This is a genomic window from Chlorogloeopsis sp. ULAP02 (genome assembly GCF_038404745.2).
Taxonomy (GTDB): domain Bacteria; phylum Cyanobacteriota; class Cyanobacteriia; order Cyanobacteriales; family Nostocaceae; genus Chlorogloeopsis.
Map to the genome: position 1 here is coordinate 174,535 of NZ_JAYKTT020000005.1, position 19,566 is coordinate 194,100.

At 40.6% G+C, this 19,566-nt stretch carries 22 protein-coding genes and 1 pseudogene; 12 read left to right on the forward strand and 11 right to left on the reverse strand.

Translation table 11 applies throughout. The features are described from left to right. The first annotated feature begins 250 nt into the window (after positions 1 to 250). The 3 genes from U2718_RS04710 (at position 251) to U2718_RS04720 (ending at position 1,985) form a co-directional block, all read left to right on the forward strand. Positions 251 to 523, forward strand: a complete 273-nt coding sequence (locus tag U2718_RS04710; protein ID WP_341995525.1) for a GlsB/YeaQ/YmgE family stress response membrane protein — start codon at positions 251 to 253, stop codon at positions 521 to 523. Between the two features lie 156 nt (positions 524 to 679). Next, positions 680 to 1,435 carry a thioesterase II family protein gene (locus tag U2718_RS04715; protein ID WP_341995527.1) on the forward strand — a complete coding sequence of 252 codons (756 nt, stop codon included), beginning with the start codon at positions 680 to 682 and terminating at the stop codon, positions 1,433 to 1,435. 214 nt (positions 1,436 to 1,649) lie between these two features. Then, positions 1,650 to 1,985 (forward strand): hypothetical protein, encoded by a 336-nt coding sequence (locus tag U2718_RS04720; RefSeq protein ID WP_341995529.1) that lies wholly within the window; start codon positions 1,650 to 1,652, stop codon positions 1,983 to 1,985. A gap of 271 nt (positions 1,986 to 2,256) precedes the next feature. Here the strand turns inward: U2718_RS04720 and U2718_RS04725 are convergent, their stop codons facing one another. The 4 genes from U2718_RS04725 to U2718_RS04740 all read right to left on the reverse strand — a co-directional run bounded on the left by U2718_RS04725 (position 2,257) and on the right by U2718_RS04740 (position 5,974). Next, positions 2,257 to 2,610 (reverse strand): hypothetical protein, encoded by a 354-nt coding sequence (locus U2718_RS04725; protein WP_341995531.1) that lies wholly within the window; start codon positions 2,608 to 2,610, stop codon positions 2,257 to 2,259. Between the two features lie 122 nt (positions 2,611 to 2,732). After that, positions 2,733 to 4,217, reverse strand: coding sequence for a CIA30 family protein (locus tag U2718_RS04730; protein WP_341995534.1), 1,485 nt, complete (start codon positions 4,215 to 4,217; stop codon positions 2,733 to 2,735). Between the two features lie 38 nt (positions 4,218 to 4,255). Then, positions 4,256 to 4,522: a Ycf66 family protein gene (locus tag U2718_RS04735; protein WP_341995536.1), complete on the reverse strand. Its 267-nt coding sequence runs from the start codon at positions 4,520 to 4,522 to the stop codon at positions 4,256 to 4,258. 144 nt (positions 4,523 to 4,666) lie between these two features. Further along, complete coding sequence (locus U2718_RS04740; protein WP_341995538.1) at positions 4,667 to 5,974, reverse strand: protein kinase domain-containing protein; 1,308 nt, start codon at positions 5,972 to 5,974, stop codon at positions 4,667 to 4,669. A 189-nt stretch (positions 5,975 to 6,163) separates the two neighbouring features. On the opposite strand from U2718_RS04740, the gene U2718_RS04745 reads away from it, so the two are divergent. Continuing rightward, on the forward strand, positions 6,164 to 7,096 hold the full coding sequence (locus U2718_RS04745; protein WP_341995540.1) for an alpha/beta hydrolase: 933 nt from the start codon (positions 6,164 to 6,166) through the stop codon (positions 7,094 to 7,096). Here U2718_RS04745 and U2718_RS04750 read toward each other — a convergent pair. From U2718_RS04750 to U2718_RS04765, 4 genes are all read right to left on the reverse strand, one after another. Continuing rightward, entirely contained in the window at positions 7,086 to 8,288 is a 1,203-nt protein-coding gene (locus tag U2718_RS04750) for an alpha/beta hydrolase fold domain-containing protein (protein WP_341995542.1), read from the reverse strand. The two genes, U2718_RS04745 and U2718_RS04750, sit on opposite strands and share 11 nt — an antisense overlap. A 274-nt stretch (positions 8,289 to 8,562) precedes the next feature. Next, positions 8,563 to 9,453 carry a Uma2 family endonuclease gene (locus U2718_RS04755; protein WP_341995544.1) on the reverse strand — a complete coding sequence of 297 codons (891 nt, stop codon included), beginning with the start codon at positions 9,451 to 9,453 and terminating at the stop codon, positions 8,563 to 8,565. 103 nt (positions 9,454 to 9,556) lie between these two features. After that, positions 9,557 to 10,210, reverse strand: a complete 654-nt coding sequence (locus U2718_RS04760; protein ID WP_341995546.1) for a methyltransferase family protein — start codon at positions 10,208 to 10,210, stop codon at positions 9,557 to 9,559. A 516-nt stretch (positions 10,211 to 10,726) separates the two neighbouring features. After that, positions 10,727 to 11,122: a hypothetical protein gene (locus U2718_RS04765; protein WP_341995548.1), complete on the reverse strand. Its 396-nt coding sequence runs from the start codon at positions 11,120 to 11,122 to the stop codon at positions 10,727 to 10,729. A gap of 452 nt (positions 11,123 to 11,574) precedes the next feature. On the opposite strand from U2718_RS04765, the gene U2718_RS04770 reads away from it, so the two are divergent. The 5 genes from U2718_RS04770 (at position 11,575) to U2718_RS04790 (ending at position 15,216) form a co-directional block, all read left to right on the forward strand. Continuing rightward, the gene (locus tag U2718_RS04770; RefSeq protein WP_341995550.1) at positions 11,575 to 11,826 is read left to right on the forward strand and encodes a UPF0175 family protein; all 252 of its coding nucleotides are present in this window, start codon (positions 11,575 to 11,577) and stop codon (positions 11,824 to 11,826) included. A 12-nt stretch (positions 11,827 to 11,838) separates the two neighbouring features. Beyond that, a complete protein-coding gene (locus tag U2718_RS04775; RefSeq protein WP_341995551.1) occupies positions 11,839 to 12,330 on the forward strand; it encodes a DUF3368 domain-containing protein in 492 nt (163 codons plus the stop codon). An 89-nt stretch (positions 12,331 to 12,419) separates the two neighbouring features. Further along, positions 12,420 to 12,665 carry a DUF433 domain-containing protein gene (locus tag U2718_RS04780; protein ID WP_341995553.1) on the forward strand — a complete coding sequence of 82 codons (246 nt, stop codon included), beginning with the start codon at positions 12,420 to 12,422 and terminating at the stop codon, positions 12,663 to 12,665. Between the two features lie 50 nt (positions 12,666 to 12,715). Beyond that, positions 12,716 to 12,904, forward strand: a complete 189-nt coding sequence (locus tag U2718_RS04785; RefSeq protein ID WP_341995555.1) for a hypothetical protein — start codon at positions 12,716 to 12,718, stop codon at positions 12,902 to 12,904. A gap of 413 nt (positions 12,905 to 13,317) precedes the next feature. Further along, positions 13,318 to 15,216, forward strand: a complete 1,899-nt coding sequence (locus tag U2718_RS04790; protein ID WP_341995556.1) for a PBS lyase — start codon at positions 13,318 to 13,320, stop codon at positions 15,214 to 15,216. A 12-nt stretch (positions 15,217 to 15,228) separates the two neighbouring features. Here U2718_RS04790 and U2718_RS04795 read toward each other — a convergent pair whose 3' ends face one another. Continuing rightward, complete coding sequence (locus tag U2718_RS04795) at positions 15,229 to 15,783, reverse strand: pyridoxamine 5'-phosphate oxidase family protein (RefSeq protein WP_341995559.1); 555 nt, start codon at positions 15,781 to 15,783, stop codon at positions 15,229 to 15,231. Positions 15,784 to 15,981: 198 nt separating this feature from the next. Here U2718_RS04795 and U2718_RS04800 point away from each other — a divergent pair, with 198 nt between their 5' ends. Next, a complete protein-coding gene (locus U2718_RS04800) occupies positions 15,982 to 16,281 on the forward strand; it encodes a DUF433 domain-containing protein (RefSeq protein WP_341995561.1) in 300 nt (99 codons plus the stop codon). Then, the gene (locus U2718_RS04805; RefSeq protein ID WP_341995562.1) at positions 16,278 to 16,661 is read left to right on the forward strand and encodes a DUF5615 family PIN-like protein; all 384 of its coding nucleotides are present in this window, start codon (positions 16,278 to 16,280) and stop codon (positions 16,659 to 16,661) included. The genes U2718_RS04800 and U2718_RS04805 overlap by 4 nt, the downstream gene beginning before the upstream one ends. A gap of 95 nt (positions 16,662 to 16,756) precedes the next feature. On the opposite strand, the gene U2718_RS04810 is transcribed toward U2718_RS04805, so the two are convergent. Next, a complete protein-coding gene (locus U2718_RS04810) occupies positions 16,757 to 17,368 on the reverse strand; it encodes a heme-copper oxidase subunit III (protein ID WP_341995564.1) in 612 nt (203 codons plus the stop codon). A gap of 83 nt (positions 17,369 to 17,451) precedes the next feature. Between U2718_RS04810 and U2718_RS04815 the strand changes: the two are divergent. Continuing rightward, positions 17,452 to 17,820: pseudogene (locus U2718_RS04815) on the forward strand (four helix bundle protein). A gap of 81 nt (positions 17,821 to 17,901) precedes the next feature. Here U2718_RS04815 and ctaD read toward each other — a convergent pair. Next, positions 17,902 to 19,566: a cytochrome c oxidase subunit I gene (ctaD, locus tag U2718_RS04820; RefSeq protein WP_341995566.1), complete on the reverse strand. Its 1,665-nt coding sequence runs from the start codon at positions 19,564 to 19,566 to the stop codon at positions 17,902 to 17,904.

A 19,566-nucleotide genomic window follows, 5' to 3' on the forward strand; every position in this document is an offset into this window, starting at 1 on the left:
ATAATTAGAAATGCATATACTGCTCTTACCAAGCAATAATATAGCTCCTAGTTTAGACCTACTAGGAGCTTTTTCTTTATTTTGAGTGACCTCAATGAGGATGTACGTCCAAAGAAATGCTATTAATTCAAAGATTCCTTCATTTATTCCTTGAGATGCTCCTTAATTAGTTCTAAGGACAGATTGGATAACAAGGATTGAATTGTTACTCTGTAACTGTTAGTAAAAAACGTTGAATAAATTAAGGAAAATGAACATACTTGCTTGGATTGTTTTAGGTCTAATCGCTGGTGCTATTGCTAAGGCTATCTACCCAGGTCATCAGGGTGGCGGTATTTTGGGAACAATCTTACTAGGTATCATCGGTGCTTTTGTTGGTGGTAGTTTAGGCGTATTCTTCAGTACAGGAACTTTAACTCTAGCAGCTCCCACTTTGAGTATTCCTGGTATTTTATTGGCAATCCTTGGTGCGATTATTGCCATTTTTATCTGGAATGCGTTAACCCGTCGCAGTGCTGTATAAAAAGCCAATTTCTGGGTAATTTATTATAGTAAACCTCAGGGAATCACTTTTAATATTTTTATCCCTGAATTAATGTAAAAAAATAGCGCTTGCCTTGAGTAAGGTTGGCGCTATTATTATTTTCAGATAAAAATTATTTGTAGTCTTATTAAATTAATGACAAATACACAATTTTTGAATTGGATTATCTGCCCCAAACCTAATCCTCAAGCTTCAGTACGATTATTTTGTTTTCCCTATGCAGGAGGCAGTTCTCTAATTTTTCGCCCATGGCGAGACTATTTACCAGCAACAGTTGAACTTTGCCCCATAGAGATTCCTGGGCGGGGGACTCAAATGAAGTCACCTCCATTCACTCAGCTAGAACCGCTTGTAAAAGCGATCGCATCTGCTATTCAACCATATTTAGACAAACCATTTGCCTTTTTTGGTCACAGTATGGGTGGTTTGGTGAGTTTTGAGCTTACCCGTCTACTTCGCAAACAATACGGTATCAGCCCAAATTACCTCTTTGTATCTGGTCGCCACGCTCCTCAAGTTCCTAATTCAAATCCACCTATTCACAATCTACCAGAACAGGAGTTTTTGGAAGAACTGCGTCGTTTAAACGGTACTCCCAAATCTGTCCTAGAAAATCATGAACTGATGCAACTTTTTTTACCTATTCTGCGAGCAGACTTTGCAGTTCTAGAAACCTATGTTTATGCTGACGAAGCACCATTGAATTGTCCCATTACTGTTTATGGTGGTTTGCAAGACCAAGAAGTTAGTTACAATCAACTTCAAGCATGGCAAGAGCAAACAAGTAATTCCTTTTCTCTACATATGCTTCCTGGCGATCACTTCTTTGTGCATTCATCTCAGAAACAGCTACTAGAGATTATTTCTAGAACAATATATGGCGTTGCATAATTGCGGGATGATTTTGGAATTTGCATCAACCATAATCCCCGCGTCAGCCTCAATCATCCCCTGATTCAGCAACGCCCAATCTATTAACTGAGCAGGATTAAAAAAAGTAGCTATGTTTATGTACAAGCTTAATATTCGAGCATTACCTGGAACAGATGTTTCGGTATCATAAAAAAACTATTATGTCAAATGACCATTTATTCACCAAGAAAAAGTGCATAAAATTTCAAATCATAGCGCCCAATTGGCTGTTCAGCACTCATTGATAGCACAGAAGCACGGTGAGTTAGTATTTGCTTGTGGAAAGTATCTGCAAAGACGCAATAACCAAACGATAAGAGAATATGGTTATTTTATTGAAGAATATGGTCAAATTGTACAGCAGTACGCACAAGAATCACTAATGTATGCCCAGTTATTAATATACGATCAAAACTCAACAGAAGTATACGCAAAAGCTGTAGAGGCACATACAAAAGCGGCAAAAGCATACGGCATGGCAATGATAATGTACAAACGGGTAGTTGAGATGATAATTGAAGGGAGGTGAAAAACATTTCTGTTGGTAATAAGAATGTCGAAATTACAATCTCTTCAATCGAGTTGTGCGAAGGCTGGATTGAACCTAAAGATTATTAAGCAAAATTTTTCCACTCTGATAAAATTTATATCTATATTTAGAATTGCAAGTGTCGTAGGAACCGTGCTGCCCGTCCATCAAGACTATACATTACTTGGGATGGGTTAGCGCTGATTTTGCTATATTTTAGCGGGATGTACATTATTTATCGCAGTTAAGAAATCATAGGTACTTTTTCTTATTAACGCGACTCTAACTTAGCTACTCGTTCCTCTAGAGTGTTGACTTGTTGTTTCAATTCCACTACTAAAGTTGCCAGTCTATCAAACATTTTGTCTCGCTCTTGTGGGGAAAGATTTCGCCCCGAAGGAGATGTCTGGCGTGGAGTCAATGTTGTGGTTGGAGAGGGAGAGCGGGGTTGCCCTCGTTGAGATTGTAACTGGTTTAGCTGTGCTTCCAAACGACGAAAGTCTGCTTCCAAATTACTAAGGCGAGATTCTACTTGTTGTGATGCGGCAGGATAAGAAAATAAACTCCCCCAAATAATTATTGCTGTCAATACGCCGACAAATATTAACGCCCCTATTTTTCTCATTACTAACTCCCGCAATCAGCTAAGAATATTGAATTCTTAACTCATTACTCTTATAACTTTGGAAAAACCCTGGGGTGGAATGGCACGCTCTTAAGCAAATAACTGTGTATTCCACCCTCAATCTAATTATCGGGTTGCAGATTTGCAAACAACCTCTGCCAATCGGTAGAATTGCTGCTATTTTCTCCCTCTTTCACCTCTAAAGTAACATTACGTGCGTGGGGTTCTCTTAGCGCTTGCACACAAATTTCTGCCACATCCTCACGACTGATTTTTCCTCTCATATTATCGCCTTGCTCAAAGATTAACTCTTTGCCTCCTGGCTCTTCAGTTAATGCACAAGGTCTAATAATTGTATACGGAATACCACTTACTCTTAAACTATCTTCACCCTTTAATTTCCATGTTAAAATTCCTCCTAATTGGTCATTTAATCTCACAGCTGGTGGTTCTTCGTCTAGATTAATTCCCGGACGTCCTGGACGAGTTACCCCTGCGGAACTAACAAGAATAAATTGTGAGAAGGATTTGCCCTCATAAGCTTTAATCGACTCTATTTGTAGAGCAAAATCACCAGGTGAAAATTTTGGATTTAATGCCCCATCGTATTCAAACTTACTCAACATTAACTGGAAGGAAGAAATTTTATTGGCATCAATTGGTGGACAATCTTGTAAAGTTTTAGCCCGAAAGACAGGAATTAAATCAGCAAAGGGAATGCGAATATTCATCCAGGTATTTGCATCGGTATCGAAAGAGTAGCTATAGCCAATACCATCCCATTTTTCGTCGGTACGCAAAAAGAATTTATAACGTTTTCCATCTCCTTGGAGGCGCAATTCTATACCTGTATAACCAGATAAATTAAAGGGTGGAGAAAAATTTTTAGTTCTTACAGAAGCAAATCCTCCAGAGTTGGCAGTGGAGACATTGCCAGCAAATAAAGCTGTACCTTCTACCAATTGGATATTACTTTCACTTACACCACCCATCACCACATCATCGACTGCACCCCAGATATTTTTTATTTCTGTAGATGGATTAGTAAAATCAAATAATACTTTTTCGTCTGTTTTTGGCAAATATTTCGCTGCCGCTTCTACCAAATTTTTCACACCTTGATATTCCACATTTTCTGGCGTGTCGCCAACTATTTCTGGTTGGTAAAATTTGACGCCTTGATAATATTTAGCCCGTTCTGGAGTATCTCCTTCCACGGGTTGCACACGTACCGCCGTACAACAAACTACAGCTTGGATGTTAGCCATGACTAGGGGTGTCAAAGTTTCTGGCTTAGTGATATCTCCAACTACTAAGTCAACATTATCGCCAAGAATTGACCGGGCTTTGTCGATATCACGGACAAGCGATCGCACTCGATAGCCTCTCTCAAGCAGTCGTCGCACTACTCGCTTACCGACACCGCCCGTTGCACCTGCTACTAGTATTACACCCACTTGCTTTGCTCCATCCGGTTTATTTTGATTATCCTTGGCACTGTCTGGAAATAACTTTTGTATCCAGTTGAGGAAAGGTATAACCTCAAAGTAAGTAAGAGTTTGGATAAATCTGCCTAAGTCCCATTGTGAGCGATTTTTGTCAGTCATAATTTTATTTTTATCTGTTCCCCCAGCCCTGTCCCCTTTTATTCTAGATTTTTACTTCGTAAACGGAGGCTTTCAAAAGTGTAATAAAGAGCAGGTATAGATAAGAGTATTAAATTAAATTGTGTCAATTCTTTGTTATACCATCTTTTTTGAAAGAGCAAAATCGAACCAGAGATAAAAAACACTGCTATCAACACAATATCTTGACGTCGGAAGAGTTGGGGACGTGTAAAAGGTAGAGCGCATAGACTAATTGCTGCGATGATTAAAATAACGCCAATTAAATTGAGTGGATTGTTAAACATATCTATATATAAACTAAAGGTGTTAGAGTTTAGAGAATAGAGCTAGGGTTAGAGATTAAAGTACAAGATGTAAAAATTAAAGATTAACAATTCCGCTTTTTATCTTCATACCTAGTCCCTAGCTCCCAGCCCCTAGCCCCTTTTTTATTTTTTTATTCCACGTAAACGAATACATTCTGCTATTGAAAAAATACCTGCTCCTGATAGTAAAAATTGACTAATTGGTATTTCTTGATATCCAAAAGAGCGATATTCTTGAAATAAAAGCAGGATACCGCAAAGGCAAAATACTACAGCAAAAACAGCATCATAATCTCGCGCTAGTTTTGGATAAGAAGAACGGAGAAAAAATAAGCCAACTCCAAAAGCTGCAAGACCAATACCTAGCAAAACAATCCAGGTAGCAGCTTTAAATAAAAATAATCCTGCCGCACCAACAAAAGGTAAAAATCTAGCTACAGACAGAGTTTGGTTGATCCAAGCTGGTGATGTAACTTGAGATGAAGATGGGGAATTGTCTGTGGCACTAGAAGGAGATAATGGCGTTGATTGGGAGTAAGTATTAACAAACTGCGGTACAGTCGATTGTGTGTATCTATCAGGAGTAGATGGTTGCGTTGCTGGTAGTGGATAAAGCAATTGCTGGAGATCTTGCAATATTTCTGTGGCAGATTGATAGCGATCGCGCCAGTGGTAGCGAACCATCTTCTGCACAATTGCTGCTAATCTAGGAGAAATCTGGACTTGATTTGACCAGATAATTTCTCCAGTTTGAGGATGTTCCTGTAATTGAGTTGGCAACATTCCCGTCAAAGCTTGGATGGCAATCATCCCGACAGCATAAATATCACTGTTTGGGCGTGGTTTGCCTTGAGCTTGTTCTGCGCTCATATAACCAGGAGTACCAATCGCCACAGTCGCAGTCATTTGACTAGGAGATGCTGCTAGTTGGGAACGCATTTGTTTCACCGCACCAAAATCAATTAAAACTAACTTGCCGTCAGCATCGCGTCTAATTAGATTATCAGGTTTGATATCACGATGAATCACACCGTAACTATGAACAAACTCCAAAGCACCCAAAACATCTTGTAACATTTGGATAACTTGACTTTCTGCCCAAGATTGCCCTACTCGCATTTCCGCACTCAGCGGATGCCCAACAATTAACTCTTGTACTAAGCAAAATTCTTCGCTTTCTTCAAAATAAGCCAAAAGACGGGGTATTTGATCATGATTGCCCAGTTGTTCCAATATTTCCGCTTCACTATTGAACAAGCGCCTGGCAGTTTGTAAATAATAGGGATCGGAACTCGCGGGCTTCAATACCTTTAGAACACACTTAGGGTTGCCTGGGCGGCGGGTGTCTTCGGCGATATAAGTTTCACCAAATCCCCCAGCACTTAGGATTTGGATAACTTTGTAACGTCCGTCTAGTAGCTTTCCTAACATGGTGTGGCTGTGCAAGTGTTTCTATTAATCTTGCCACACGATGATAAAACGTTTGCTAGTGTAAGTGTGCTAGTGTAATCTAAGTTTAGTTGTTAATTATTCATCGAAATTAACTATAAACCAGTACCCAGTCTCCATTATCAGCCTTAAACTTAATAGGCAAGTTGAACAACTAAAGGCTGGTAAACTATGCTTCAGTTTCAACCTCCAGGCTTTGGACATAAAGTCATCAACTCCTCACTTGGGTCGATAGTTTACTATACCCAAACGACAGAACCGTGGTGTATTGCTGAGACTGAAGATTTACCACCGCTGATTTTTCTTCACTGCTTTGGTGGTGGCTCCTCTGCGTATGAATGGTCAAAAGTTTATCCTGCTTTTGCCACTACACATCGCATCCTAGCACCAGATTTAATTGGTTGGGGAGATTCTGCTCATCCGGTGCGAGACTACCAAATTAACGATTATTTGACAACGATCACAGAATTTATCAGACACACTTGTTCTCCGCCAGTAACGGTGGTAGCATCTTCCCTAACAGCAGCTTTTGTAATTCGCCTTGCTGTTGCTCAACCTTTTTTATTCAACGCGCTATATTTAGTCTGTCCTTCCGGTTTTGATGACTTTGGGCAAGGCGCAGGGCGCAGGCTTCCCCTTCAAGTCATTAATACACCACTGCTAAATAATTTAATTTATGCCCTGGGTGCGGAGAATGAATTAGCAGTTAACAACTTTTTGCAAAGTTTTTTGTTTGCCAAACCCGAACGAGTTTCTCCAGAGATGGTAGAGGCTTACTTGTTCTCTGCCCAACAGCCGAATGCTAAGTTTGCAGCATTAGCTTTTTTACAGGGTAACCTTTACTTTGATTTGAGCTTGTATATTCAGCAACTTACTATACCTACGATGATATTTTGGGGTGAGAAAGCCCAATTTACTAATGTGAATTTGGGAAGGCGATTGGCAAAGTTAAACCCAACTGCAATTCGAGATTTTCATGCGATCGCAGATACAGGAGTGCTACCACATTTAGAAATGCCAGAAGCTGTGATTGCTTTATTGCAACGCTATTTAGGAAGCGATCGCCAAGCAAGTGAAAACAATAATAATGAAATTATTGGCTAAATACCGCCCAAGCCAAAAACCTCTCGGTGTAATATAGCGCTAATTGATTGCTAACACCATTAAAAACAGCATCAAAAGCGTGTTCTGCCCAAGGAATTTCTAAAAAAATCGCCATGTTCCCAGATTTAAGTAAACTTTCATACATTTGTCTGCCAAATCTTACTTCTACTAAATGATCGCGACTGCCGTAAATTAATAGAGTTGGAGGTACAGGACGCGTTGCATAATTTATTGGCGAAGCAATTTGATATTGATTGGGAAACTCTTGTGGCGAACCACCAATAAATGTTTTTAAAACAGCACGAGTGTTAATAGGATCTGGAAAAGGCGGTTCATTATATCCTTGAGTTAGGTTAACAGGCCCATAGTAGTTAACTACAGCTAGAATCGAAGGCGCATCTGGTTGGTATGCTGCTAACATTGCCAGGTGTGCGCCAGCAGAACGTCCTAACAATACCATGCGTTCTGGATCTGCTTCATATTCTGTTGCGTGTTGCTGAATAAAATTGATGGCTGTAAGCACATCCTCTAACTGTGCTGGAAATCGATGTTCAGGTGCATGTCGATAGTCAATGGCAAATACAGTATATCCACGAGCTGCCATATATTGATTAAACTCAGAATTAGCACGAGGATTACCACTTTGCCAAGCTCCGCCATACATTACTATGAGTGCTGGGTATTTACCCACCTTTGGAGGTTGGTAAATTTCCATTTTTAAAGGCACTCCCTGGGGAGTAGCAAAAAGAATATCTGATTTGTGGCGTGTTTTATGGAGTGGAATACCTCGAAAAGTATTAACTAACATAAAGGGATAAGGTTGCATATTTGCGCTAACTTGGGTAGGAACTTGCTTAAGATAATCTGCACCCAAACCTTGTTCCATTGCTTTCGTCATCTGTATCTGAGTGATTGGGATATTTATTAGTACCCAGCTACAAATCAGTAAGCCTATCACGCTGAAAATACAAGCTAAACGCTTTAATTGATAACTACGAATATAGAAAAAAGCAAAAACTAGAGATACTAAATTTAAAATAAATAACCACGGGCTAACTTCTGGCGCTCCTACTCCTAGCATTAGTAAAGACATATTAGGAGCAGGAATAATAATCCAAACACTGAGAAATAGTCCTGAAATACTTAGGATTAATATGAGAAATGATAGAAATATCTTAGGCTTAGAAAACATAAATATTTGCTAATAAAACAGCAGATGCACGTATGCATTGGTGCTTGCCAAGAAATAAATTTCTTGGCTCAAAGCTAAAGTCAGTTAAAACTGACTAGGTAATATTTTCAGTCAGTTTTAACTGACTCAAACTATAAGCCTGGTACCTCAGTAAGGCATTTTAGGGGCGAGGTGCAAGATATGAATTTATACATTATCCCTTGCAGATTTTATTATGTTGCCGGACATGATATCCAAATCTAATGATAGAATTTCCGAACTTTATATAAAACCCTCATTCCTTGTGGAAGCGTTGCAGTAAATTACGTGCTGTTTGTAGCAATAAAGATTCTATTTGTTCGGCTCGTTGCCGTTCCTGTTCAGCCCGTTGTTGTTCTTGATCAGCTCGTTGCCGTTCCTTTTCGGCTCTTTGCCCTTCCCTATATGCAATTTCATCTGTTGTAGGCAGCAATTCTCCTTGTAATGTTGCCCAGCGCAACCAAGTTGCATGAATACCTTTGTAGTTTCCTTCCCACAACTGCAATGCCAACCTCAAACAACTACTAATTAATTGATTGTCTTCATTTAATACCAAAGGTTGATAAAATCCACTACTGAGAGAGAAACCAGCCCAATCATCAGGATTAAAAGGATCAAACCAAAAATATTCTGTAACACGGAGTTGGTTTTGATAAATCAGCTTTTTCTCACTCTTATCTATTGAGGCAGTATCCTCAGATAATAATTCAATCACTACATCTGGTGCTTTGCCTTCTTCCCATACCACCCAGCTGCGACGTTCTCCTTTGGGTACTCCTAAAACCGCAAAAAAGTCTGGGCCTTTAAAGTTAAGGCTATGCATCATAGGATCGCTGAGATGGACAGCTTTGTCAATTTGTACGTGTTCTTTTTCTGGCTTGGCGTAAGGCAGCAATGGGCGCGAGGGCATCTCTGTAGTAGCAACTGCCATTTTGTGCCGCACTTGCGCCATACTATAGTAGACATACATATTGCCACCTACAAACCCATCGTCTCTTTTTTGCAGCCAAGGCATTAAAACATCAATCAGCAAATCCATTTGCAACCTATGCCGTTGACTTTCCATATGCTTACCATCATCGTAGGGGAGTTGTGCCTGGGTTGGGGGTAATGGTATATACGGTGCAGTTGGGGTATTTTCTAACATGGCTGTTTACCTGTTGCCGCGCCATAACAGACATTTACTTATACTAGTTGATCAAAAGCACGCTAGAAATACGTGCTTGCGCTCATCATAATGGGAAAATATTCTAAACGGTAGTCTTTTGTTCCTGTTTTGTAACTTTTACGGCAAACAGTTTAGGAAATAAAAGCCCAGAACGCTTTTTGTAATCATCAAACTCAGGGTAGCGAGATAGAGATTTGTCTTTTTTGAGCATATTGGGAATAAAAACTGTACTGATAAAGACTCCAAGTATCACGAATGGTAGCCAGTGTTGAGTCAGCATCGCAAAAGCGGTATAAATAAATATTTCTCCCAGATAATTTGTGTTGCGACAACGAGCAAAAAATCCATCGGTAATCAGTCCTGGTTGGTACTTGAGAGTGTAGTATTTTTGAGTATCACTAGCAAAGTGCAGAAAAACACCAAAAATATTTAAGGAAATGGCTGCTGTCACTAGTGGTAATGGTGGAATGTTGCCGCTACTAATGAGAATAAAAGGTGCTATCCAATATAAGTTCACTAGAGCAAATATCAAAATACCTTGTGAAATAGAAACCTCTTGCTCCCACTGTTTGTCTGGAAACAGGATATCTTTGAGTAGCCACAGAAAACCATAAGTCCCATGAAGCGCTAAATACACCCAAGGGCCAAGAGTGAAGTTCTGATAAACTAACATCAGTCCCAGTATGAAGAAGAAAGTTAGCCCTTTGCTGAGATTAATAGCGTGTTTTGCTTTCATGATTTAAACAAGATGATTTAAGGTTGACTTAATTTCACTAACTATTAGTATCAACTGCAACCATAGCAATAGAGACACAGATCCCCAACTTCTTTGAGAAGTCGGGGATCTTGTTTTTCACTTGATATTTTGGCGTTGCATAATTGCGGGATGATTTTGGAATTTGCATCAACCATAATCCCCGCGTCAGCCTCAATCATCCCCTTATTCAGCAACGCCGATATTTTAAGTATTCTGCAACAGGATCTAATTATGAAAGCGCGATCGCATATATACTTAAACCAAAAATCACACTTATAGAACATGAAGGCGATCGCACAAAGTTTTTCCAAACACAGGAGCTAAATTTAATACAATTGATTTCACTCGCTATATCACTGAAGGAATTGTGGCAGTTGATCCATCCACAGTGTGAATCTGCTTTCCCAAAGTGCAAATGAGTGCGATCGCACTTTTTCATAGACTGCTAGTGAAAGAGGATAAAATGCGATCGCTTATTTTTAACTATTGAAGATACTACACGGTTTGACCTTTTTCAGTAGATGTCTCTTCTGCACCAGTTTTTAAGCGGCTTACCAAGCTTCTGCGGACACGTTCGCTTTTACGGACGCCACCTGCCATCTCATATTCGCGGCTATCTTTACCATACTTAAAGGCGACTCCAATCAACATCTGATCCATAAGTTCACCTAAGTTTTTTTCTAACTCTTTAATCTCTGTTTTGGAAGAGTTGATGACGGCTAAAGCAGTATTATAAGCATCAATTTTGCTACGTAACTGTTCCATTAGTTGTGTCATATTCTGGAGATTGCGACTATCCCCAAAATTTATGCCTGAATCAATTGCTTTTAATCCAGAGGATCTTAATTGAGCTTTTTCTAAAATGCGGGATGTGCGTTTGGGACGAGTCATGGATATAGTCCTTGCAAAGGGTTCTATAGCTAGCTTGTCCTACTGAACGTGGATTCTAAATCGGCAAAATTCACAAATAATTATATTTTCTTTGTTAAGATTTTAATAAATCTCAGTAATTTGTCTTAAGCCCTTTGTCATCAATATCTTGGTGCAACTAGAGTTAAGCATTTGAGCAAATTCATCAAATTATCGTGATCTAACGACACGAGTTAGGGATCTAACAACACGGGTTAGTGATCTAACAACACAAGTTAGTGATCTAACAACACGGGTTAGGGATCTAACGACACGGGTTAGGGATCTAACGACACAGGTTAGCGATCTAACGACAGCTTGTTGGGGAATAGCGATCGCTCTACTGCAACTATAACCATCAATGGTGCGAGAGAATCAAGTCAAGATGATTATTTATGATTGTATTGAGTTTCCTTCTTCTACAGTAATTAGCTATGAGTAAATTTATTCAGCCATTAAACTTACAAATATCACCTGATTCCTTAAATCAAGGTGAACATGCGATCCGTCAGGAATTAGCCTTACAGTTATATGCACAGAATATTTTTACCTTTGCTCAAGCACGCCAACTAGCTAACTTATCTGTATGGGAGTTTCAGCAACTGTTGGGACAGCACAAAATAGAACGTCATTACAATGAAATGGATTTAGCTGAAGATATTAAGATAATTGAATCAGGTTTTTAGAGATTAAAAATCGTGTCGGTTATTTGTAATGCAACACCTCTAATCAATTTTGCTGCTATCAATTGCCTTGATATCTTGGAGGCTGTATTCGGGCAAATTATTATTCCTCAGGCTGTCTATGATGAAACAAGTGTTGCAGGGTTTCCAGGCTCAGAGTTTGTGTTGCAGGCAATTGCTTCTGGGTGGTTGCAAATTCGCTCAGTTTTAACAATAGCGCCCACCATACCATCAGAATTAGATGATGGTGAACGGGAAGCGATCGCTTTAGCACTAGAAACTGGTGAACAGCGAATACTGTTAGATGAACGTGAAGCACGCCAAGTAGCTCAAAATTTGGGATTACAAGTAATTGGTACTCTAGGTATTATTTTGTTGGCAAAAAATAGGGAGATAATTACACAAGTTCAACCCTTGTTGGATGCCATGATGGATACTGCTCAATATTGGGTAAGTAGTACTCTCTATAAACAAGTCTTGAAACAAGCAGGAGAATTAATGGAGTAAACAACTGAATAGCTGCTCAGACAATCGTCAAACATCGCCATATTAGTTAAAATCCTAATTATTACTTTTAATATAAAAAATTATTGACTATGAACTGGCAACAATATATTCATTCTGACCCTAAAATATTATTAGGTAAACCAACGGTAAAAGGTACGCGATTATCTGTTGAATTTATACTTGGTTTATTGGCTAATGGTTGGACGGTACAGCAAGTTTTAGAAAATTATCCGACTTTGACACCGGAAGCTGTGCAAGCTGTATTTGTATTTGTTGCTGAGTGTATGCGAGATGAATCTTTGTATATGCTACCGTTTTTATCTGAGTCAGTCTAATCGATTTTTTGATTGATTTAAAACCCCTCTACTCAGACAACTGCAAAATTTTGATTTCTGCAAATGCGATCGCTTTTGATGGAGATGGTAAATGCGATCGCCGATTTTATTTTGAGCCTATTGGGTGCGATCGTTTTTTTGACTCTGTAAGAGAAACTTTTGCACAGTTAGCAAGAATGCCTGGAATGGGTAGTAGGTATTCTTCAGAGAAACTGCGTTTACAAGGTTTACGTAAATAGGCTGTCAAGGGATTTAAAAAATATCTAATTTTTTACTTTGAGCAAGGTGAAAGCATTGAAATTTTAAGAGTTCTCTATGCAAGCCAGGATATCGAAAGGATTTTAGAACAGGAATGATAACAGATAAGCGATCGCCCATTTTATTTTTAGCCAATTGAGTGCGATCGTTCTTCAAGCCCACAGGCTAGAAGCCTGAGGCTACACGTAGAAAGCCCACCTGCGTGGGCTGAAATTATTACAGGCTGCGGAGGCAGCTTTTGTTTGTATAGCCGCACCCTTCTAGGGTGCCGGATTTGGCGAAAGTATTATCTGCCAAAGTATATAAGTTAGCATTTAAACCAAGTAAGCTAAAAAAAGCATCTCTACAATGAGGTAGACAGATGGGCAAGAGGACGCTTAAGAGATTATTGGCTGTGAGTGCGGTTTTTTTTTCTTGCCTGTGCTTCTCTGTCGTGCCGATGGGTAAGGGATGGACGCAAAACAGCAGGGATGCAGAAATTTCTTCCTACATCCAACAGTTAAAAAACCACAAAGATGCAAAGATTCGCTCCAGTGCTGCTTCTGCTCTGGGGAAAATAAGTGAAAGCTTCCAAGACAAAGCAGGCACTATGTCTTTTGTAGATTTAGACAAAGCTATATCGGATTTAGAGAAAGTACTGAAAGCGTTAAAAGACACTCAGGATAAAAATTTTGAGGATTACATTGCATCTGTCAATCGCTCTCTCGATGCCCTAAAAACCAAAAGACAATCCCGCCTATTCGACAGAACCCTAGAATGGATGGCAAAACACCCTTGGGCAACAGGGGGATTAATTTACATAATCTTCTTACCTTCTCTATGGCTGATTCTTTTGCGGGTGCGCCCTTTATGGATTCTACATATCAATAACGCCCTCAAACCACTCTCCAACTTTAAATTACCTGATGCGTTGGGCGGTTTAACTTTCCCCATCCGCACGTTATTATTTATCGAGTTTTTTAACTATCGCCCCAGAGTACTTGATGCTTGGGTTGAAAAACGTATCGACTCTGCGAAAGAAGGATTTAACAAAAAGAAAACGGTAACAGAACGCTCGGTTTACATTCCCATCCCGGTGATTTTAGATGGTAATAATCTCGCTCAACTCACAGCCAAAGATTTACAACCAATATTTAATCAAAAACGAATTACTCTGCTAATTTGGGGCGAAGGTGGCGCAGGTAAAACCAGTCTTGCTTGTCATTTGGCGCAATGGGCAATGTCTGACAATGAAACTGAACGTCTGTGCCAACACCGGATGCTACCTGTCTTAATTGAACAAGAATTAGATAATCCTTTACAAGCAACTATTCACGGACAACTGCAAGCACTGATCGGCGAAGCGCAACCAGTAGATAACGAATTAATTACCCATTTACTTCGCCAACGTCGGATTTTGGTTATTGTAGACCACCTTTCGGAAATGGGTGAAGCCACACGCAAACAAATTCATCCCGCAGCAGCAGATTTTCCGGTAAATGCCTTAATTGTTACTTCCCGACTAGAAGAAAAGCTAGACGAAGTACCGAAAACTACAATTCAACCCCTACGCGTCGCTGGCGATCGCCTCTCATCTTTCATGGAAGCTTATTTAACCCAGCGTGGTAAGCGGGATTTATTCACCGATGTGGAATATTTTGACGCTTGTCGCCGTCTTTCGGTGATGGTAGGGCAACGAAATATTACCGTGTTGCTAGCGAAACTCTACGCGGAACAAATGATTGCAACCAAGGAAGGGAATGCGGTTGATTTACCTGATAATATCCCCGATTTAATGCTGGCATACCTCAACGAACTCAACCGCGATCGCTTGGAAACTGAACCAGATAATCGCACTGTACAACAAGATGCAAAGGTTATTGCTTGGCAATGCTTGAAGCAAAATTTTCGTCCCACAAGCGCCAAACTAGAAGATGTCTTAGCCGCACTTGATGACAGCGATACTGCCGAAGCACGTTTAAAACATTTAGAAAAACGCTTGCGTTTAATTCAAATTATCGGTGCAGCCCAAGATAAAATCCGCTTGGCGTTAGATCCATTAGCAGAATACCTCGCTGGCTTATATTTAATAGATACTTATGGCTCGGATGCAGCAGCTTGGCGAGATTTTCTCTTACAAGCCGACACAATGCCAGATGTTGAGTTAATTAAAGGTTTCCTGTTAGCAGTGCGGGATTGTTGTTTAGCAATTGGCACAGAAGCAAAAGTTCCCGACTTTGTTGCAGAGGAACTTGCCTTCAAGACGGGTTTAGCTCCTCAAGTTACTGCAAAATCTCAACTGGTGCAAACTTAACTAAAATATGGGTTAAATTAATTTTGAGTTTTGCAACTCTAGTAAATTTACCTGAATTTTTGTGTCAACTAATATATTGCCATTACCAACAGGCAAGCGATCGCCACTTACCCAAGCTTCTTGAGGTTGACACTGATAAATCCTGCGCGGTGAATCATCTAAATAATCTGCGACTGTTCGATTAACTTGTCTTCTTGCCCGATTTATAAGTAGCTTCATCACCTTTTCTGTTTCTTCTCGCTTTAGCTCAGAAGCACTTCCATACAAATACAATCCTTCTGGCGTGCCTTCTGAAACGCTCGAATTAAAAATAGCGATCGCGACTCTGCCATTGTTGTATATGTTCTGCGAATGCTTTGATACTATTGCCGAACTCCAATAGATATTCAAGTTATCATCGTAGGCAAAAAACAAAGGCGATACCCAAGGAGAACCATCTGCACCACAAGTAGATAAAGTGCAATAAATATTATCTGCTACGATCCGAGATGCTTTGGCTATGACTTCTGGATTTTTAGAATCGATTGTGTTAACCCATGCGTTTGTAGCGCTTGCAGGTTCCATCATCTTGACTCGGTTAATATAACTGCAACCTTGCAATATTAATACAGGGAATGGGGTTGGGGGAACACTTCGACAAGCTCAGTGCGGTGCAGGGAACAGTAGTGTGCTGCCAGTGGGGCTGCTCTGAAGAAATAGCGTCATAATATTAAGACAAATGCTAGCCTAGACCATGTAAGGGTGAGATAGCTGGGGAGAAAGATTTTGGCAACTATCACTGATATTGGCACGCTAATTACAAGAGATCCTAAATTGCGTGGCGGGCGTCCTATTATTGCAGGGACAGGTACATCAGTTCGCCGTATTGCTGCTTTGTACAAACAAGGTTACAGTGCAGAGGAAATTGCTGCTGATAAGGATCATCTAACACTAGTACAAGTTTATGCAGCACTGACGTACTATCACGCAAACCGAGAGGAAATTGAGGCTGATTTGGCAGAAGAAAAAGCGGAGTATGAGCGGTTAGCAGCACTACATGCAAAGAAGTCTCAGATTCAAAAATGAGCCTTATTCGTTTGTACTTAGATGAGGATGCAAGGAGTAATAGGCTTTTGCAAGCTTTGCGTGCTCGTAATGTAGATGTTATTACTGTTGCAGAAGCTGGAATGATGTCTCGTAGTGACGAAGAGCAATTAAATTGGGCGTTAGAAAATCAGCGAGTAATTTACAGCTTTAATCTTGGGGATTTTTATCGTTTGCATACTACTTTGTTAGAACGGGGAGAATCCCATGCTGGGATCATTTTAGGACAGCAAAATTATTCAATAGGTGAGCAAATGCGCCGCCTGCTGAGATTAATTACCCTGCTGAGATTAATTACAGTTAAGTCAGCAGAGGATATGCGAAATCAGGTGGAATTTTTAAGTGCTTGGGGTGAAGAATAATTCAAAAGCGATCGCACTATCCCAGAAAAAGACACTGAACAAAACAAGTGCGATCGCCTATTCAGTATTAGAAAGATTACTCAATTAGCTCGCGTTTACTGCCAAATGTAGAGAAGAACAAACAAAATAATCCAAATCACATCGACAAAGTGCCAGAATAAGGAAGTAGCATTAACTCCAAAGTGTCCAGAATCGTAGTTACCTGGAATGAAAGAACGCACAAAAATAATTAGCTGCAATAGGATGCCAGTAAAAACGTGCAAACCGTGGAAGCCTGTGAGTAGATAAAACATCCCGCCGAAAGCACCGGAAGTTAAGCTAAATTCCAGGCTATTCCATTCAACTGCTTGCCCAAATAAAAAGTAACTTCCCATTGCCATAGTCGCCAACAAATACAGGCGAAAACCCCACAAATTATGGCGTTGGAGAGCGCGTTCTGCAAAGTAAATCACAAAGCTACTGGCAACAAGAACTGCTGTATTAATTGCAGGTGCTACAACTTCTAGCCCTTCAACACCAGGTGGCAACCAATTGGGAGTTGTGGTTTTGTAGACAATGTATCCTGCAAAAAAGCTCAGGAAAATTACACTTTCAGACAGCAAGAACACGATGAAGCCAAACATTTTGTTGCCTTCTTCGTCGTGGCTATGCTCATCTGTATAATGTGGGAGATTCTGCAACTGATAAGAATTGAGAGAACTGTCCATAGAAGTTTAGGGGTATAAGGGTGTAGGGGTGTAGGAAGAGCTAGGCACTCTCATTAAACTTGAAGTAAAACAAATTAGAACCAATGAAAGAGCCATCAATACAGTCCTATAGAGATTTGAAGGTTTGGCAAGAGGCAATGAATCTTGCTGAATGTTGTTACAGAGCAACAAAAGCATTTCCCAAAGAAGAAACTTACGGAATGGTTGCACAAATTTGGTGAGCTGCGGCATCAATCCCAGCTAATATTGCTGAAGGTTACGGGCGAAGAACGCGTGGTGAGTACATTCAATTTTTGTACATTGCGCAAGGTTCTCTAAAAGAGTTAGAAACACATTTGTTGTTGTCTATTCGTGTCGAACTAGCTTCATCCCAAACTATTAGTCCTGTTGTCAATCAATGCGAATCAGTTGGTAGGCTCTTATCACTCTTGATTCGTTCATTAGAAAAATAGGGGTGTAAAAGGGTAAGAGTGTAAGGGTGCAGGGATGAGAGTCTAAGAAAAATCCTCCTACACCCCTATAACCCTATACCCCTATACCCTAGACTCTGTCAGTGGTTCTGACTTACCATAACCATAGGGTTCGCTAACAACGACGGGAATTTCTTCAAAGTTCTCTATCGGAGGTGGTGAAGAGACTTCCCATTCTAATCCAATTGCCTGCCAAGGATTATCTGGTGCTTTCTCACCAATCGTCCAAGCACCAATCATGTTGAGAATAAAAGGCAATGTGGACATTCCCAACAAAAATGCACCGACACTAGCAACGATATTCCAAAATTCATATCCTGCATCTGGTGCGTAAGAAGCGACTCTACGCAACATCCCCTGCAATCCTAATGGATGCATGGGGAAGAAGTTGAGGTTTGTACCGATAAATGCTAACCAGAAATGCAACTTGCCCAAGCCTTCATAGTACATCCGTCCAGTCATTTTCGGGAACCAGTGGTAGATGGCGGCATACATCCCCATCGTCACGGTGCCGTAAAGGACGTAGTGAAAGTGACCAACTACAAAGTAAGTATTGTTAACGTGAACATCGACAGGCACTGAAGAAAGCATTATGCCTACGATACCAGCGAAAACAAATAATACCAATCCACCCAGGGCAAATAGCATGGGTGTAGTTAAGCGCATTTTACCACCCCAAATCGTCGCCACCCAAGCAAAGACTTTAATCCCAGTCGGTACGGATACCAACATTGTTGTTAACATGAAAATCATCCGCATCCACCCAGGAGTGCCGCTGACATACATATGGTGTACCCAAACGATCGCGCTAACGACAGCAATCAAGAGTGACGATACGGCAACTACTTTATAACCAAATAGAGGTTTGCGGGCATAAACTGGGAATATTTCCGAGAAAACACCAAAAATGGGCAGAATAATCACATAAACGGCGGGGTGGGAGTAGAACCAGAAGTAATGCTGGAACATGACTGGATTTCCACCGTTGGCTGGATCGAAAAAGCCTGTGCCAACTGTGAGATCGAGTAGCAGCATCACCGCGCCTGCTGTCAGTGCGGGCAATCCAAAAAGTTGGATAATCTGAGCACTAAACACTGCCCAAACAAACAGAGGCATCCGGAAAAAGGTCATGCCTGGTGCGCGCATCTTGACAATGGTGGTGACAAAGTTTACTGCCCCCATAATCGAAGAGACACCGGATATTGCCACCGCCAACAACCAAATAACTTGTCCGTTAATCAAGTTACCCGTGGGATTTTGCAGACTGACGGGCGGATAAGACCACCAACCAGCTTGTGCCGGGCCGCCAGGCACAAAAAAGCTTGCCATTAAGAGGATTCCCACTACAGGCACCATCCAAAAAGCGGCAGCGTTGAGGCGAGGAAAAGCCATGTCGCGTGCGCCAATCATCAGTGGTACGAGGTAATTAGCAAGACCAACCAATGACGGAAATGTCCACAGGAACAGCATGACTGTGCCGTGCATGGTGAACATACCATTATAAACGGTGCGATCGACTAGATCTGATTCAGGGGTCATTAACTCTCCCCGAATCACCATTGCAAAGATGCCACCGACAAGAAAGAATATGAACGAAGTCACCAGGTACTGAATGCCAATGACTTTGTGATCGGTGCTAAAGCTAAAGTATCGCTTCCAGTTGTCTGGAATATCGTGATGAGATTGCTCATTCGCGATACCGATGCTTTCGATAGAAATGTTCGTCAT